This window comes from Sporolactobacillus terrae (genome assembly GCF_019930545.1).
Lineage (GTDB): Bacteria > Bacillota > Bacilli > Bacillales > Sporolactobacillaceae > Sporolactobacillus > Sporolactobacillus terrae.
In genome coordinates, this window is sequence record NZ_CP082837.1 from 1,108,345 (window position 1) to 1,126,066 (window position 17,722).

Sequence of the window (17,722 nt, forward strand, 5' to 3'; positions counted from 1 at the left end):
AAGGGACGGTTTTCATGACAACAGATGAAGTGGTCGCTTCATACACTCACTATGTAAAAAAGATCATGGATTTTAATGAATCCATTGCGTTGGCAGAATGGGATCTACGCACGGGTGCGCCGAAAAAAGGCGTGAAGCAAAGAGCAGAGGTCATTGGAACACTTTCAGAAGAAGTGTTCAAGCGATCGACATCAGATGAAATGAAAGGATACATAGATGCGCTCACTGATCCAACGATACAGGGTCAACTGAATTCGGTTACCAAGAAAATGATTGAAAAGTCGCAAAAAGAATATGATCATTATGTGTCGATTCCGGCTGAAGAATATAAAGCATATGTCATACTCCAATCTGAAGCACAAAGCGTGTGGCAAGAAGCAAAAGCGAAAAGCGATTTCTCCCTGTTGCAACCGTATCTTGAAAAAATGGTTGACTATAAACGACAATTTATTGAGTATTGGGGGATTCATCACAACAAATACGATGCATTGCTTGATTTGTACGAACCAGGCCTGACCGTCAAAACAATCGATCAGGTCTTTGAATCGCTGCGAAACGGGCTCGTTCCCCTCGTAGAAGCGGTTGTCGCCTCGGGCAGTCAGCCTAAAAAGGAGTTTTTAGCGCAGCCTTTTCCGGTTGATCGTCAAAAGAAACTCTGCCTACACTTATTAAAGGAGATCGGCTATGATTTTAATGCCGGACGTCTTGATGAGACAGAGCATCCTTTTGAGCTGACGCTAAATCCTGGAGATGTACGCGTCACCACCAATTATCAAGAACATGACTTTATTTCTACGATTCTGGGTACGATTCATGAAGGCGGTCATGCCTTGTATGAACAGCATATCTCACGCGAACTGGTGGGTACACCACTTTGCGAAGGAACATCCATGGGCATCCATGAATCGCAGTCTCTGTTCTTCGAGAATTTTATTGGACGCAGCAGAGCCTTCTGGTCCGATCATTATGACGAATTGAAACGCTATGCAGAGGGTCAATTTAGCTGTGTTTCATTGAATGATTTTTATCGTGCAATTAACGCATCTCATCCGTCACTCATTCGTACTTTAGCAGATGAATTAACCTATCCGCTTCATATTATGGTACGCTATGATCTTGAAAAGGCACTTTTTAATAGCGATTTGCAGGTTAAAGATCTTCCTGGAGTGTGGAATGAAAAAATGAATGAATATCTTGGAATTACCCCAAAAAATGATCGAGAAGGCGTGCTCCAAGATATTCATTGGCCAGGCGGCGATTTTGGCTATTTCCCATCCTATGCATTGGGCTATGTCTATGCTGCTCAGTTTAAACATGCAATGCTCAAGGATATCCCCGACTTTGAAGATCGTCTGCAGTCGGGAAAGCTGCATGAAATCACCCATTGGCTCAGTACGCATATTCATCAGTATGGAAGCTTAAAAAAACCACTTGAGCTCTTACAAGAGGCGACCGGGGAAGGTCCGAATCCCGAATATCTGCTTCATTATCTAACGGAAAAATACAGTGAAATTTATCATCTTTGATGCATCGATGTTCATGATAGGAACTATGGCATGGATGCCGTCGGTTGTTGATGCACGTCCTGCCGAAGGAGTGGCAGGATCAAGAAAGGGGTTCTTTATTTGACTAAAAATGTTTCGGCTTATGATGACGATACCATTCAAATACTTGAAGGACTAGAAGCAGTACGCAAACGACCGGGGATGTATATCGGTTCAACCGATTCCAGGGGACTGCACCATCTCGTTTATGAAATCGTTGATAATGCAGTTGACGAAGCGCTTGCAGGTTATGGTCATGAAATTCGCGTACGCCTGCACAAGGATGGCAGTGTTGGTGTACGCGATTTTGGTCGCGGGATGCCGACGGGGATGCACCGCACAGGAAAACCAACGGTCGAGGTTATCTTTACGGTGCTCCATGCCGGTGGGAAATTCGGCCAAAATGGTGGTTATAAAACAAGCGGGGGACTTCATGGTGTCGGTTCATCCGTTGTCAACGCACTGTCTGAGTGGCTTGAAGTAACGATTTGGCGCGATGGAAAGGTGTTCAAACAGCGCTTTGAACACGGCGGCCATCCGGTAACGACTTTGGAACAAATCGGCACCACCCGAGAAACCGGTTCACTGATTCGCTTTAAACCGGATGCTGCACTTTTTAGCACAACAAACTTTCAGTTCGATATACTGAGTGAACGGTTGCGCGAATCCGCCTTCTTACTTAAAGGAATGAAAATCGTTCTGACCGATGAACGCAGTGATGAAGAAGAAGTCTTTCATTTTGAAGAAGGCATTAAAGAATTTGTAGCTTATTTGAACGAAGACAAGGATGTTTTGCATCCCGTTGTTGCCTTTGAAGGTGAAGCAAATGAGATTGAGGTCGAGGTTGCCTTCCAGTTTAATGACGGCTATTCAGAAAATCTGATTTCCTTCGTAAACAATGTGCGGACAAAGGATGGCGGCACACATGAATCCGGTTTCAGAACGGCTTTAACCCGCGCATTTAACGACTATGCGCGCAAAGCCGGCATTTTGAAGGAAAAAGACAAGAATTTGGAAGGTAACGATATTCGCGAAGGCTTTATGGGGATTGTATCAATCAGAGTTCCAGAACATTTGCTTCAATTTGAAGGACAAACGAAAGGAAAACTGGGAACAAGCGAAGCACGTTCTGCTGTCGACACAGTCGTTTCAGAGCAGCTTGCCTACTATCTTGAAGAGAACCCGCAATCGAGTGAGAACTTGATTCGCAAAGCGCTGCGTGCGAGACAAGCGCGTTTAGCTGCGCGTAAGGCACGCGATGATGCGCGGAGCGGCAAAAAATCAAAGCGAAAAGAATCGATGCTCAGTGGTAAACTGACACCGGCATCTTCTAAAAATGCTGATCGTAATGAATTGTATCTTGTCGAAGGAGATTCGGCCGGCGGCTCTGCAAAACAGGGACGTGACCGTAAGTTTCAAGCGGTGCTGCCGCTTCGCGGAAAAGTCATTAACACGCAGAAAGCACGGCTTGAAGAGATTATGAAGAATGAAGAAATTAATACCATCATTCATGCAATTGGTGCCGGCGTCGGTTCTGACTTTTCAATCAAAGACAGCAATTATAATAAAATCATCATCATGACCGATGCCGATAACGACGGCGCACATATTCAAGTGCTGCTGCTGACTTTCTTCTATCGCTACATGAAACCGCTGATTGATAACGGCAAAATCTATATTGCACTGCCCCCGCTTTATAAAGTAAGCAAAGGCATCGGCAAGAAAGAGACCGTTGAGTATGCGTGGGATGATCGTGGTCTTAAAGAAGCGATTCAAAAGATTGGTAAAGGGTACACGATTCAACGCTATAAGGGCTTAGGCGAGATGAATGCCGATCAATTATGGGAAACGACGATGAATCCTGAAACGCGAACTTTGATCCAAGTGGGTATTGAAGATCAGGCATACGCGGAACGGCGCGTGACCACGCTCATGGGCGATAAAGTTGAGCCACGCCGAAAGTGGATCGAATCGCATGTCGCATTCGGTCTTGATGATGATGCGAGTGACGGACTAACCGCCGTGAAAGGTGCTGAATAATTATGGCAAATAATGAAAAACTGCTAAATCGAACGCTCGAAGAGGTCATGGGTGATCGATTTGGCATATACAGTAAATACATTATTCAAGAACGCGCGCTTCCAGACGTGAGGGACGGCCTGAAGCCTGTACAGCGACGCATTCTCTATGCAATGCTCCGAGACGGAAACACAAGTGACAAACCGTTCCGCAAATCGGCAAAAACAGTGGGTAATGTGATCGGTAATTATCACCCGCATGGCGACTCTTCTGTGTATGAAGCAATGGTACGGATGAGTCAGGACTGGAAAGTACGGATGCCGCTGATTGAGATGCACGGGAACAACGGTAGTCTCGACGGCGATCCGCCCGCAGCGATGCGCTATACGGAAGCAAGGCTGTCGAAAATTTCCGCAGAACTGCTGCGTGATATTGATGCAAAAACCGTCGATTATATTCTCAACTTTGATGATACGACCGAAGAGCCGACCGTATTTCCATCGAAATTTCCTAATTTGCTGGTCAACGGGTCTACGGGTATATCTGCCGGATATGCGACGGAAATCCCGCCGCATTGTCTGTCTGAAATTATTGATGCGACCGTTCACCTGATGGAACATTCAGAAGCTACGGTTGATGATTTGATGCATTTTGTCAAAGGTCCGGATTTTCCAACTGGCGGCATCGTTCAGGGGCTTGAAGGTATTAAGAAGGCTTATCGTACCGGCAAGGGTAAAATTGTACTTCGCGGCCGCACGAAGATCGAGACTCTGCGTACCGGACGAAAACAGATCATCATCACGGAACTCCCCTATGAGGTCAATAAAGCGCTGCTGGTGAAGAAAATGGATGAGCTTCGTCTTGACCATAAGGTCGAAGGCGTTTCTGAAGTTAGGGATGAGACGGATCGCAGCGGTATGCGTGTCATTATTGAACTGAAAAAAGACGCAGATCCCAATGGAATTCTTAATTACTATTTTAAAAATACAGATCTACAGATCACCTATAATTTCAATATGGTCGCTATTGACCGAAAAACACCGCGTCAACTTGGACTTAAAGATATACTTCAGGCCTATATTGCGCATCAGAAAGAAGTTGTTACAAGAAGATCGAAGTACGAGCTCCAAAAGAGCATTGATCGTCAACATATTGTTCGCGGTCTTATTAAAGCAATTTCCATTTTGGATGATGTCATTCGAGTGATCCGAAGCTCTAAAGACAAAAAGAATGCTAAACAAAATCTTTCCGAATCATTCGGCTTCACAGAGGCTCAGGCGGAGGCAATTGTCAATTTGCAGCTATACCGTTTGACTAACACGGATATCGTGACGCTGCAGAAAGAAGAACATCAGCTTGACTTGACCATTGCTCGCCTTAAGGGAATTCTTGGTTCTGAAAAGAAATTGATTGCTGTAATAAGAAAAGAATTGCTGGCTGTTCGTGATCAGTTTGCCGATCCAAGGCGAACAACGATAGAAGCGGAAATTGAAGAAATTAAAATCGATCTTGAGGTTATGGTTGCCTCAGAGGAAGTTATGGTTGCTTTAAGCAAACATGGCTATGTAAAAAGATCAAGCCTTCGCTCCTACGCGGCCAGCGGCAATGATTCCGTTGCGATGAAAGAGACCGACCATACACTTTTCCAACAGCAGATGAATACGACCGATACGTTACTGGTCTTTACGGATAAAGGGCGCTATGTTTACCTGCCGGTTCACGAAATCCAAGATCGGCGCTGGAAAGAACTCGGCCAGCATCTTGCCAGTATTGTTCCAATTGAACCGGATGAATTAATTATTTCAGCAGTCCCTGTCAAGGATTTTACAGAAACAACGCGCTATATGACTTTCTTTACCAAGAACGGAATGGTAAAGAGAACGAAGCTTAGCGCATATCACGCGCAGCGACGTTCAAAACCGTTAACAGCATTAAAGCTTAAGAAAAATGATACCTGTCTGAGCGCATTGGCGACAAGCGGAACTTCAGATTTAGTGTTAGTCACCCACAACGGCTATTGTCTGCGCTTTAAAGAAGAGGATGCTGGAGAGGTCGGTACACGTGCCTCCGGTGTAAAAGCAGTACAGTTAAAACCAGAGGATTATGTTGCGGGCGCCAGATCGCTAATTAAAGAGGCTTCCTCGAACGTTGTGATTGTGACGGATCGAGGAGCTGTAAAACAAATGGCACTTGAAGAACAAGTTGAGTGCACTGGTCGGCCGAGACGCGGCGTTCAAGTGCTGCGTGAACTAAAGACAAAGCCCCATCATATCGTTGGATTTGAGCGTGTGCAGCCCAAGGACAAGCTAACCCTTTTCACGAATAAGGGGAAACTGTTCACCGTGTCTGCAGCAGAAATACGCTTGTCCGACCGTTACAGCAATGGGTCCTTCATTTTGGATCAAGAAGAGGACGGAATGGTTTCCGAGGTGTGGAAAGAGGTAGCTTCGGAAGATTAAAGAAGCTCATTTTTCTTGCGTACAAAGAATGTATGGTACATCAGCGTAATCGATATGACGATGAGATAGATGGGCAGTGAGTAGAACATTTGGTATCCGTTTTTATACTGGTAGACGTTTGCGTGCCAAGCGAGCGCTTCAGAAGCGATGGCAATCAACGTCCATACAATAATAAAGAAGAAATATGTGGTTCGATTTTTTGGGATTTCGGTGTAAGCATAAATCAACAGATAGGTGTACGGACCAAACATAACAAAGGAAAACAGGTCCCAAAGGTCGAAAAACGGTGTATCGTTAATATCATAGTAATCGAATGGATTCACACATAACGTTGTGTCAAAAAAACAACTCCAATACGAACTGATCAGCAGCATGGTGATGATTTGTCGTTTGGTAAAGCGTTGGGGAAGAGCGAGCATCAGTAAATAGGCACCTGTCCCTGCTATAAAGATGAAAAGCTCATTACTGCTGGACTGTATCAGGCTTGAAATCATTGCGAACTCCTTTGGTGAATCGACCGTTTTTTATTACCCTTTGTGAAAAGCGATAGTGCAACTAAAACAAACAGATAATAGCAGCTAAAATAGGTGGTCAATCCACTAATACCGATGGATTTGAAGGTTGTATGGACGGGATCAATGCGACAAAAGAGCAGAAAAATGACATAGCTTCCCAAACAGCTCAAGAGTTTTTCCCACAGCTGTCCGGATTTCCAAAGATTCAACGCAACCAAGGTCAGCATTGGAAAGGTGATATTTCGATTCATATGGAAAGCGACTGCATCCTGCATCGGAAAGTCGCGGTAAGTTGGGCTGAAATACAATTCACCTGCTGAATATATCATCGACAGCATGATTGTCAATGAACTTAAAAGAAACAAAAATAAGAACGTTTCACGATCTAGCCGTTTAGGCATCATCATAAATCCATTTATAATGATCCAATCGAAGCAAATTACAATAGCTACAGCCATTTTGGTCTCGCCTTTCATGTACAAAAGTTGATTCCTATTTACCGTTCATTCATTGATTAGATTGCGCCTTTTAGCAGTAAATCATTCGTCAGTGTACTGCTAAATTAACTTTTTGGATGTGCCGTTTTATTGGAATTGATAATAAATTTCAATTAGAATGTACATGACCGAATGAGACCGTACAGAGGATATTGGAGGGATAGTTTTGGTACAGAATCAGGAATTATTTGATATAACAATTATCGGTGGCGGGCCGACTGGACTTTTTACTGCTTTTTACGCAGGCATGCGGCAAATGAAAGTAAAAATCATTGAAAGCCTGCCTCAGCTTGGCGGACAGTTGAGTACCTTGTATCCGGAAAAAGAGATTTTTGATGTTGCCGGATTTCCAAAAATTAAAGCAAAAGATTTGGTCGCCAATTTGATCATACAGGCGAATCAGTTCAAACCAGACATTGTATTGGATGAAAAAATTGAAGCGCTTGTACCGGATGAAAACGGTGTGATTGAACTTAAAGCGGCTTCCGGCCGTAAGCATCGGACAAAAACAGTCATTATTACAGCGGGAGTCGGCGCTTTTGCGCCAAGGCCGCTGTCGGTCGATCAAGAGGTTTCATCGTATAAGAACATTCACTATTTCATTCAGGATGTATCTGTTTTTAAGGACAAGCGTGTCGTCATCTTAGGAGGCGGAGATTCAGCGGTTGACTGGGCTAATACATTAGCGCCGGTTGCAAAGGAAGTCACGATCGTGCATCGCCGTGATCAATTCCGTGCACATGAAATCAGCGTAGAAGCTATGAAAAAGGCGTCGGTGAAAATTAAAACACCTTTTGTAGCCAAATCCGTAGAAGGCACGGGCGATCAAATCACACAATTGACGATTCAAAGGGTGAAAGGTGAAACGGAAGAGAAGATACCGCTTGATGATCTGATCGTTAATTACGGTTTTGTTTCTGCACTTGGTCCGATTAAAAATTGGGGTCTTGAGCTCGAAAAGAATGCGATCGTTGTGAATACAAAGATGGAAACGACAATTAAAGGTGTCTATGCGGCCGGGGATGTTGCTAGCTATCCTGGAAAAGTAAAGCTGATTGCAACTGGTTTTGGTGAAGCGCCGACCGCTGTAAATAATGCAAAACACTATATTGATCCCGATTCACGCACACAACCGATGCACAGTTCGAGTGCCGGAGATCTTTTTTCATAATAAACAATAACAATGAAGGCGTGTCTCAAAAGTCTGCGTTTGACTGCGAGACACTTTTTTATACATACGCGAGATCTCGCTTATATAAACTAGATCATCAATGATTGGAGACTCCTGATGATTATTCGCTCCGTAAATGTAATGAATTATCGATTAAAGGAAGAAATTCATACGCTCGAAAAGCGCTGCACGCAGGCAGATCACGTTGCCTACTTGACTGATTTAGATGATTCGCTTAATGTTCATAAAGAGATGAATCATACGTTTCTTTGTTACGAGGACAAGAGGCTGATCGCTTTTAGCCATTTGTTTGTGCCCACCGATGCAGAAGCTGAACTATATGCACAGACAGATCCTGAATTCCGCAGGCAGGGCTATTTTTCAGCACTGTTGAAACGAACATTGGAAGAGGTGAAACGCTTTCATATTCCGGATCTTCTTTTGGTCGTTCAACCTGGAAAAATCGGCACTTCGATTCTTGATCATCTAGGCGCTTCTTATGATTTTTCAGAGTATATCATGTCGCTAGATCGCGCAACCTACCATCCGCCCAAAACAGATCAGCGGCTGGAAATCAAGCAACAGACGTTACGAGAGTTGGAGCGGCTCATTGAGATCAGTATCTCAAGCTTTGGCGATGATCGTGAAGAAGCGCGGAAGCTTATCGAGATGGCTTTGCTTGCACCTCATCGGGAAGGCTATATGGCAGTGTTTAAGAAGCAAATTGTCGGAATCTGTTACACGCGTTTCGATGAAGGTGAAGCTTTTCTGTTCGGACTGGGCATTGACTCGGCTTTTCAAGGAAAGGGATTGGGGAAAACATTTCTTGTCCATTTGTTAGACAGATTATTTTCTAGAGCTGTGCATACGGTGAGGCTTGAAGTTGACTCCAGAAATCGAGCTGCGCTGAACATCTATCAAGATGTGGGGTTTGCTCCGACAGACACCGTTAATTATTACCGCATGCACGTCAAAGAAACAGAGGCGATGATTTATGACCGAGAGCGTAAGGAATAATGATGATCAATGGCTGCCTGCCATCATTAACGCGTGGCAGCTTGTCAAAAAAGAAGGAATTGCAGCAACGATTGAAGGGGCGGCTGCCTTGCGTCTCCATGGATGTGCGATCAGTCCCGGACCATGGATCGAAATTTCCGTTCAGTGGGACGCGATTGAAACATTCTTTAAGAACGGTTCGCTCAATCAAAAGAGCATACTCAATAAATTTAAACGAATTTGCTTTTTTACCTTTAAGCTTGATGATTATTATGTTAAAATCATCGGGTATTTAGGAACGGTTGTGCGAACAGATCCTGACCGGATGTCCATTTCTATAGGTACAGAACAAATAGCCGTTAAATCATTAAGTTCCTTTTTGCGTTGTACGGATCCGGATGACACGTGTCGAAAAGCCGCCAAAAGCTATATGCAGAAATTGCAGGCACAAGACGCAGACCGTAACGGACAAGCCTGGAATGATGAAGCATATCGGGCGTGGATTAATCGATTTGGTACACCGGAAGAAGCGGCTGCTAAGATAAAACGTGATCCGATTGGACGATTAGGCAGCCTTGCGGACTATCTAACGGATTGCAACGATCAGTGCGTGATCAATTTACTCGGCTCTCATGCTGGAAAAGCACTTGCTCTCAGCTTACTTGGTGCAAATGTGACCGTTGTCGATATCTCGGCAGAAAATGCCGCCTACGCTGGAAAGACTGCTGAAGCACTTGGCGTCTCGTTAAACTATATTGTTTCTGATGTTTTGAAGCTTCCAATCGCTGAACATAAAGGCCGTTATGACAAAGTGTTCATGGAACTTGGTATTTTGCATTATTTCATTGACCTTGAACCACTTGCTGATCTGATCGAGCAACTTTTAAAGCCCGGAGGAACTTTCATTATTCAGGAGTTTCATCCAGTCTCGACAAAACTCGTAACGACTCGTGGCAAGCGGCAAATTGTATTCGGCAATTATTTCGATCAGTCTCTTCATACGCGATCTGTTGCGTTTACGAAGCATCTTGATCCGTCACATCAGTGTAAAGCGCATGAAGAACGAACGGTCTACTTGAGAGAATGGACACTTGGCGAGATTGTCACAACGTTCGCACAAGCAGGCTTAATTGTAAGCCGTTTGGATGAGCAGCCGAATATGAAAATTAACGATATTGGACTGCCAAAATTATTTACGCTTGTTTGCGTGAAACCGGGCGGGACGAAACAGATACAGAGAAAATGCTGATCGCAAAGGGTAGCAGGGTGAACTTGCTAGGGATGATGTAGGACGAACTGCATCAATCCTAGCAAACACAAAGAAAGAGCAGCAAAAAGCTGCTCTTTCCAATAGAACGGTTTATTTCATAACCTTAGCTTACTGTTTTGATCGCCGACTGCAATTTTACGTCCTTTATTGCGGAAATAGATCTCCAACGCTTCAAGCGATTTTCCTCTCGTTTCCGGTAAAGCGAGTTTGACGAAAAGAAGGGCAGCAATACCGCATAGGAAGAAAAGAAAGAATGTGGCTGAAAGACCGATAAATTCTTGAATGACCGGGAACAATAGGCTGATCATGAAGTTGGTTATCCAAAGACAAAAAACAGATACACCCATACCAAGCCCACGAAGACGCTGTGGGAAGATTTCCGACAGCATCAGCCAAGTAACCGGAGAAATGGTCGATTGTTGAAAAGCCAGAAACATGACGGTCATGCTGAGCACTAAATAGGGTAATAGAGCTGTTCCGTTCAAAGTCATTGAAAATATACTGATCATAAGTAACGCAAAAGAAGTACCTGCGAAGCCAATCATGAGCATGGGACGATGATTCACCTTGTCAAGCAGCCAAATTCCCAAAAATACGGCAAGCACGGAAATGATCCCATTCGCAACATTTGCGATCAGCGCGACATTTGTGCTAAATCCTGAATCTTTTAGAATTTGTGTACCATAGTACATAATTGAATTAACGCCTGTCACTTGCTGAATGACCGATAAGCCGATACCAAGAAAAACAATTCTTCTGATCCAAGGAATAGCCAAATCTTTAAATGACGCTTTAGAAAGCTTCTGTTCGGTATGAACCGCTTTTTTAATTGAGGTGAGTTCCAGCTTCGCTCGTTTCGGATGTCGAATTTTCATTAAAACACGCCATGCGCTTTTAAATTTTCCTTTAGAAGCGTACCATCTGGGACTTTCGGGAACGAAGAACATGCCAATCCATAGAACAATTGCTGGAAGCGTAGCAAGTACAAGCATAAAACGCCAAATATGGGAAACGCCTCCAGAATAGTTTGCAAGTACAGCATTAAACGTGTAGGCAAGGAGCTGTCCGGTAACAATCATCAGCTCGTTTTGAGTAACCATTCTGCCGCGGAGTTCAACTGGAGAAACCTCTGCAAGAAATGCAGGTACGGTAACGGAAGCTCCTCCAACCGCCAATCCAAGTAAAAAGCGGAAGAAGATCATGACTTGAGCATTTTGAGCAAATGAGCAACCGATTGTGGTCACCAGAAATACAAAGGCAAGATACATGATGACTCTTTTTCTTCCTTTGCTGTCTGCTAATTTTCCGGTGAATACAGCTCCAAATGCGGCGCCTAATATTAATGAACTCGCAACGAGTCCTTCCAAGAACGCACTTAAATTTAATTGATCGGGTCTGGCCATATAGGGAAGGGCACCATTGATCACGCCTGTGTCGTACCCGAAAAGAAGGCCACCGAATGAAGAAATGAGAGTAATCGTTTTCAAATATCTTTTGGGATGATTTGTAGTACTGCTCTGTTGCTGACGATGATCCAACCTCGCGGGATCGTTTGACGATTCTAAAGGTTTATTCATACTACTAATAACAAATCTCCTCCTTAGAGTAAAAAGCAGCAAGGAAACCTTGCTTGTTCATGCATACAGATCAATTTGTTGGAATTAACCCGCGATCAGTCAAGTTTGACCAACGAAGCGAAAATCCAACTCTTTTACTCTGTGTTTATCAGGGGCATTTTAAGTTTAGCATTAAACCGATATTAAGTCAAAAAAGGTGAAATAAATTGAAAATAAGGACAACAGGAAATTCAACAGAAAACCTTTCGGAAACCGCAATCCAACTGTGGTTTCAGCTGTCTCGTGCCTATCATGTTCAATTAAAAAGTTACAGTCAATTTCTAAAAAAATGGAACTTTACGATTTCTCAACTCGAACTGCTTGTTAAAGTTGGGGGAAATGAACATGTCTCGCAAAAGCAGCTCGCTGAAATGATGTTTTTCACAAAAGGAAACATTACGCAGCTCATTATAAAGATGGAAAAAGAAGGCTATTTGAACCGCGAACAAAACTGGAAGACAAAGTACATCCTGTTAACACAAAAGGGCAGAGCGGTGTATGAACAAATGATTCCTGAGCAGAGACAATTTTTCTTGAAGCGGTTTAAAGGATTATCGATCAAAGAACAAAAACAGTTCCTTCAGTTATTGAAAAAATTAGACAATCAGTAATTGTCGATGATTGACCGCATATAACATAAGTTTCGTTTTAAATAAACGTTTGTTTAATTGCTGTGTTCGCTTTATAAGCATCTGAGCGCAGCCTTTTTACAGCGATTTACATAATTCTGTCGATCAGCTTTAAAGAAACCAATGGGATCGATCCGGATAATAATGAGGGCAATCGGCCCAGTCTCAAGCAATTTATGACTAAAAACTGAGCTGAGATAAAAAGCATCCGTCTTGTCCTGTAGAAGACGATCTGTCAGCGTCTCTTTTGCAGGATAAGAAAGTATACGTTTTTCCCCGTCTTCAAACCAATAGACCCGTGTCTTGGCCGAGAATCCAAAGCGGAGGTACTCTGGCGCCAGCGGCAAGCAAGTACCCACAGCGACGATTCAGCACCGCGAAGACACGAGCCCATCACATATGGCTGGAGATTAACGACCAGGTGCTCTTTGCCGGTTTTTCTTATTATTTTGTAGGTGTATTTTACGATATATGTACATCCCACATAGGTATATACAGAAAATATATGTATATTTTCTGTATATACCGCTTTTAATATACGTATAAAGCGTGTATATTTATATGTATAAACTAAGTAGGCGAAGAAAGGGAGCGTACGTTGATGCCGAATAAGACCATTTATGTTCCAGACGCTGATTTGGAAGTATTTGAACAAGCCCAAGAAGTATCCGGTAAAAATCTGTCCGCTACGATTGTACAGGCACTCCGCTTTTATACAAAGATCGGAGAGGGGAAAGGTTTTGAACATATTGAAGTCTCTGTAGGTGAAGATGGTTATTATAAAAGGAAACGATTCATCGGACGTGAACTTGCTTCTGCCAGTGTGCACGATGAGGATCATTCAATACTAACAACCTATACGGTTTATGAAACGACCCATGGCCGATACGCTGTCTACATCCGCGAACAGAAGCGTATCCCTTTGGAACAATCGATTGAAAACGAACTGCGAAAAAGGATTATGGAGAAAATTGCAGGAGAAAGTACCAGTGGTCTTTCGCTGACGGCCGAATCGGATGATCTGATCCCAGATAAACGGATTTTAAGTGTTTATAACTCCATTGATGACCTTATCGGCAAGGTGCCCACTGATTTATACCATGCCTTGCATGAAATCAAAGATGGAGAATTTCTTGATATCTAACCATTTCTTGAGTCGACAAAAGGCAGGTGCTTGTTTCTGTGATACGGATACTGACTCATGATCAGCAGAATCAATTGGTTTCAAACTTGGCTCTTTCAAAATTAGCATCCGCGGATTCGGACAACTTTTGGCTGGACATCAGTGCGGCAACGGAAGAAGAGCTAAAAGAAGTCAAACATTTCTTTCCAGAGTTTTACCGGCAGAATAAGCTTGTTCAAAAACAGCCCAATCGTCCGCAACTGAAATTATTCAAGGACAGCTACTCTGTTTCAATGCGCGTGATCAGTCCGAATACATTGAAGACGCATGAACTCTATCTATATGTCAGTGAGCAAAAGCTTATCACCTTTCACCGAAAAAATTTGAAAGCAGTCAATGATGTTTGGCATGATTGCAGATCCGATCAACAGTTTCAACCCGAACACATTCCTGAAGAGATCTTACGTCGATTGATGAGCAGACTGATCGATCAATATATTATGGCTGTCAATGATCTTGAGGATCAGATTGATGACCTGGACTTGAATGCAAAAAATGAGCCGATCCATAAACTCAACCGCAAAGTTTTTCAGTTACGCAGTCAATTGCTTAGTTTTCGCCGCGTCATTGCACCATTAATGGATATCATTCACCGGATCATCGGCTCTGCAATGATTAAGACAAGCCGGGATCAGGAACTTTTTTTGCGCGATATCAATGAAAATTTAAGTCGGCTGACACATATGATTGAATCGAATTTGGAAATCACTTCGGATATTCGCGACAGTTATCTGTCGTTGACGACATACCGTATGAATCGAATTATGCAAACATTGACCGTCATTACAACGATCTTCATGCCTTTAACATTTATTGTCGGCATTTATGGGATGAATTTCGCGTATATGCCGGAACTGAACTTGCGATACGGTTATTTTATTGTTCTAGGCGTGATGGCTGTGATTGCGCTCATCATGTTTTATTGGTTCCGCAAAAAAGGCTGGTTTGATAAGTAAATAAAGTATTGGGTTCCATTCGTCCTGCTTTGAGCAGGTCTTTTTTGCAGCGACGCAGTCTTGATAGGCTAGTGCTAGCTGTGATCCAAGTGTTATACTCGTTTACACAAGCAGTCTATTTAATCAAATAAGGGAGTGTATCATTGTAGTGGATGAATTAAAGTCTCGTATTCGCAAGGATGGAACAGTGATTAATTCGGAAATTCTGAAAGTTGATCGATTTCTCAATCATCAAATTGATCCGCAATTAATGAAAGCGATTGGCAAAGCTTTCGCCATACACTTTCAAAATGCCGGGATTACAAAAGTTTTGACTATTGAATCTTCCGGAATTGCACCGGCACTAATGACCGGCTTAGAAATGAATGTCCCCGTACTGTTTGCGCGCAAGAAAAAATCGTTAACGATTAATGAGGACAGCTTAACAACCGACGTTTATTCATTTACGAAAAAGGTACATAACACTGTATTACTTGAAAAAGATACGATTATTAAAGAAGATCATGTCTTAATCATTGATGATTTTTTAGCTAATGGTGAAGCTGCACTTGGTTTGACTCGCCTCGTTGAGTTAGCAGGTGCTGCTGTCTCAGGAATCGGCATCGTCATTGAAAAATCGTTTCAACAGGGGCGAGGCAGACTTGACCGGGCTGGCTATGCCGTCTATTCGTTAGCGCGTATCGCTTCTTTGAACGATCATCACGTCCAGTTTTTGGACTAAACTAAACACTTACTGAGAGGAAAACATGCATCCTTATAAATTTTTATTGTTTGATGTGGACGATACACTGCTTGACTTTGGGGAAACGGAAAAGTTAGCACTTCGGCTGCTGTTCAAAAAACAAAACATTCAATTGACTTCGGAAATTGAAAATTATTATAGAAAGATGAACAAAAAAATGTGGCGCAACTTCGAAAAGGGCGATATAACACGTGATGAATTATTATTCACCCGTTTTTCAAAACTTTTCAAAGCATTTGGCAAAACAGTGGATGGAATTGCTATGGAGAAAAACTACCGTCATTTTCTTGGTGAGGCTCATCCATTGGTTCCGGGCGCACGTCGCGCATTGGAGAAGTTAAAGCGCCATTTTGATTTGTATGTCGTTACGAACGGCGTCGCCGATACACAGCGGAAACGACTGGCAGATGCAGCACTGACGCCTTTCTTTAGGGCGATCTTTGTGTCTGAAGATACGGGTTATCATAAACCGGATCAACGTTTTTTTGAGTATGTAGCACGCCACATTCCCAATTTCACTTCTGAACATGCACTAATTATTGGTGATTCACCGATTTCCGACATGTATGGCGGAAATCGAGCCGGAATGGACACATGCTGGTTCAATCCAAATCATTTGAACAATCCGCTTGATTTGAAACCTACTTATGAAATTGATGATTTAAAGCAGTTGTCCACGATTGTCCTCAAATCGGAATAGCTCAGGATACCTTAAATTATTTATGTAAACAAATCACACCTGATCATGCGCGATCAGGTGTGATCCATATTATCGACTGCACGCTTCAGTTCATCATTTGATAAATGCGTGTAGATCATGGTGGTTTGGATCGATGAGTGCCCAAGCTGACGACGGAGCTTAGGAATATCGTTGTTTTCCGCTTGATAACGTGTTGCAAACGAGTGACGCAATTTGTGTACAGAGAGGGAAGGCTTGCCAAAGGCGATGGCATACTTTTTAACCAGATTCTCAATCGCCCGCGCGCTGAGTCGCCGTGTTGTCCCTTTTGGACCCATCGATGCAGCGACAAACAACGCTTGGTTCGAAGCCGGCAGCCGATACTTTTTTGCACGTACATTTAGATAATCTTCAAGATCCAACTCTGCTTGTTCACTGAAAAATACATATTGTTCTTTATTTCCTTTTCGCACAACACGAACCATTCGTTTTTGGAAATCAACATCATGTAAGTCAAGACCAACCACCTCGGAGAGCCGAAGGCCTGATCCAAGGATCAGTGAGATAATCGCGGTATCGCGTTCAGCATTTTGCGTATGAAAATTTAACAGCTTCCGATTGTCCTTGACCGTTTCGCGATAATCGCTCGCCACAAATTGACGGAATGCCTCGTATTCATCATGCCAAAGGATTTTCCCAGCCATTTTTTGAGCAACTGTTTCTTGATCTTCCTTAATCTTATTAAATGAAATTTTCGCCATCACATTACGTGTAAGGTATGGCTTTAGCTCACTTGTCTCAGCAATATTTTGTAAATAGTTAAAAAGTGATTTTAATGAGGACAGCTTTCGGTTCATGGTAAACTTGTCATTTTGCAGCCGAAATTGGAGGTAGGAAAGGAAATTCTCGATCGACTGGGGCGTTAATTTCTCGAGACAGTCCAAGGGTACCGACGTACGATCGCCTTGGTGAAATCCTTCAGCGATCATCCAATCAAAAAAGATCAAGTAGTCATGACAATAGTTGAGCAATGATCGAGGGGACATCACCCTCATTTTTTTATCCACGTATTCGCGAACATACCAGGGAAGACGCGCTGTTTTTTCATCAATTCGTTCATAAAGATGTTGTGAACGTTCGTCAGCCATAAGGATGCCTCCATATAAATGGTAATATTTAACATATATAGAATAACATAATGATAGCGGTTTAGCAAATATTTTACGAAGTAAATGCTGGACAATTCAAGATTCATCAACAATAATCTTGAGCAGATGTGACATTCATCATCTTTTTTTCGGATTCTGCTTTTCTTTTCACGTCAATCCATGCTATATTGTAAGGGATGATTAATGTAATAGTCATATCGTGTGTAACTGGCGTAGCATGGGGAACCATGAGGGAGCACATGAGGTAATGATAAGCCGTACGCCTGGGCAAAGTATT

Annotated in this window: 15 protein-coding genes and 1 riboswitch; of the genes, 11 read left to right on the forward strand and 4 right to left on the reverse strand. The window is 43.0% G+C overall.

The window, feature by feature from the left end; translation table 11 throughout:
- Positions 1–14 precede the first annotated feature (14 nt).
- The 3 genes from K7399_RS05060 to parC all read left to right on the forward strand — a co-directional run bounded on the left by K7399_RS05060 (position 15) and on the right by parC (position 6,022).
- Positions 15–1,526: a carboxypeptidase M32 gene (locus K7399_RS05060; protein WP_128166715.1), complete on the forward strand. Its 1,512-nt coding sequence runs from the start codon at positions 15–17 to the stop codon at positions 1,524–1,526.
- Positions 1,527–1,625: 99 nt separating this feature from the next.
- The gene (gene parE, locus K7399_RS05065; RefSeq protein ID WP_028975548.1) at positions 1,626–3,584 is read left to right on the forward strand and encodes a DNA topoisomerase IV subunit B; all 1,959 of its coding nucleotides are present in this window, start codon (positions 1,626–1,628) and stop codon (positions 3,582–3,584) included.
- 2 nt (positions 3,585–3,586) lie between these two features.
- The gene (gene parC / locus K7399_RS05070; RefSeq protein ID WP_128166717.1) at positions 3,587–6,022 is read left to right on the forward strand and encodes a DNA topoisomerase IV subunit A; all 2,436 of its coding nucleotides are present in this window, start codon (positions 3,587–3,589) and stop codon (positions 6,020–6,022) included.
- On the opposite strand, the gene K7399_RS05075 is transcribed toward parC, so the two are convergent.
- Positions 6,019–6,516, reverse strand: coding sequence for a hypothetical protein (locus tag K7399_RS05075; RefSeq protein WP_051575149.1), 498 nt, complete (start codon positions 6,514–6,516; stop codon positions 6,019–6,021). The genes parC and K7399_RS05075 overlap by 4 nt on opposite strands.
- A complete protein-coding gene (locus K7399_RS05080) occupies positions 6,513–6,995 on the reverse strand; it encodes a hypothetical protein (protein ID WP_128166719.1) in 483 nt (160 codons plus the stop codon). The genes K7399_RS05075 and K7399_RS05080 overlap by 4 nt, the downstream gene beginning before the upstream one ends.
- 205 nt (positions 6,996–7,200) lie before the next feature.
- Here K7399_RS05080 and K7399_RS05085 point away from each other — a divergent pair, with 205 nt between their 5' ends.
- The 3 genes from K7399_RS05085 (at position 7,201) to K7399_RS05095 (ending at position 10,450) form a co-directional block, all read left to right on the forward strand.
- Complete coding sequence (locus K7399_RS05085; RefSeq protein WP_028975551.1) at positions 7,201–8,205, forward strand: NAD(P)/FAD-dependent oxidoreductase; 1,005 nt, start codon at positions 7,201–7,203, stop codon at positions 8,203–8,205.
- Positions 8,206–8,322: 117 nt separating this feature from the next.
- Complete coding sequence (locus K7399_RS05090) at positions 8,323–9,222, forward strand: GNAT family N-acetyltransferase (protein ID WP_051577711.1); 900 nt, start codon at positions 8,323–8,325, stop codon at positions 9,220–9,222.
- Entirely contained in the window at positions 9,200–10,450 is a 1,251-nt protein-coding gene (locus tag K7399_RS05095; protein WP_081791683.1) for a class I SAM-dependent methyltransferase, read from the forward strand. Before K7399_RS05090 ends, K7399_RS05095 begins: the two co-directional genes overlap by 23 nt.
- A 116-nt stretch (positions 10,451–10,566) precedes the next feature.
- On the opposite strand, the gene K7399_RS05100 is transcribed toward K7399_RS05095, so the two are convergent.
- Positions 10,567–12,048: a sugar porter family MFS transporter gene (locus K7399_RS05100; RefSeq protein WP_128166721.1), complete on the reverse strand. Its 1,482-nt coding sequence runs from the start codon at positions 12,046–12,048 to the stop codon at positions 10,567–10,569.
- 206 nt (positions 12,049–12,254) lie between these two features.
- Between K7399_RS05100 and K7399_RS05105 the strand changes: the two genes are divergently transcribed.
- The 5 genes from K7399_RS05105 to K7399_RS05125 all read left to right on the forward strand — a co-directional run bounded on the left by K7399_RS05105 (position 12,255) and on the right by K7399_RS05125 (position 16,297).
- Complete coding sequence (locus tag K7399_RS05105) at positions 12,255–12,698, forward strand: MarR family winged helix-turn-helix transcriptional regulator (RefSeq protein ID WP_010024159.1); 444 nt, start codon at positions 12,255–12,257, stop codon at positions 12,696–12,698.
- A gap of 619 nt (positions 12,699–13,317) precedes the next feature.
- Entirely contained in the window at positions 13,318–13,860 is a 543-nt protein-coding gene (locus tag K7399_RS05110; protein ID WP_028975555.1) for an EXLDI protein, read from the forward strand.
- A 38-nt stretch (positions 13,861–13,898) separates the two neighbouring features.
- Positions 13,899–14,855: a magnesium/cobalt transporter CorA gene (gene corA, locus K7399_RS05115; protein ID WP_028975556.1), complete on the forward strand. Its 957-nt coding sequence runs from the start codon at positions 13,899–13,901 to the stop codon at positions 14,853–14,855.
- 148 nt (positions 14,856–15,003) lie between these two features.
- The gene (locus K7399_RS05120) at positions 15,004–15,576 is read left to right on the forward strand and encodes a xanthine phosphoribosyltransferase (protein ID WP_028975557.1); all 573 of its coding nucleotides are present in this window, start codon (positions 15,004–15,006) and stop codon (positions 15,574–15,576) included.
- Between the two features lie 25 nt (positions 15,577–15,601).
- On the forward strand, positions 15,602–16,297 hold the full coding sequence (locus K7399_RS05125) for a YjjG family noncanonical pyrimidine nucleotidase (RefSeq protein ID WP_028975558.1): 696 nt from the start codon (positions 15,602–15,604) through the stop codon (positions 16,295–16,297).
- A gap of 53 nt (positions 16,298–16,350) precedes the next feature.
- Here the strand turns inward: K7399_RS05125 and xerS are convergent, their stop codons facing one another.
- Entirely contained in the window at positions 16,351–17,424 is a 1,074-nt protein-coding gene (gene xerS / locus K7399_RS05130; protein ID WP_028975559.1) for a tyrosine recombinase XerS, read from the reverse strand.
- 214 nt (positions 17,425–17,638) lie between these two features.
- A riboswitch (ZMP/ZTP riboswitch) is annotated at positions 17,639–17,721 on the forward strand.
- The last annotated feature ends 1 nt before the right edge of the window (position 17,722 follow it).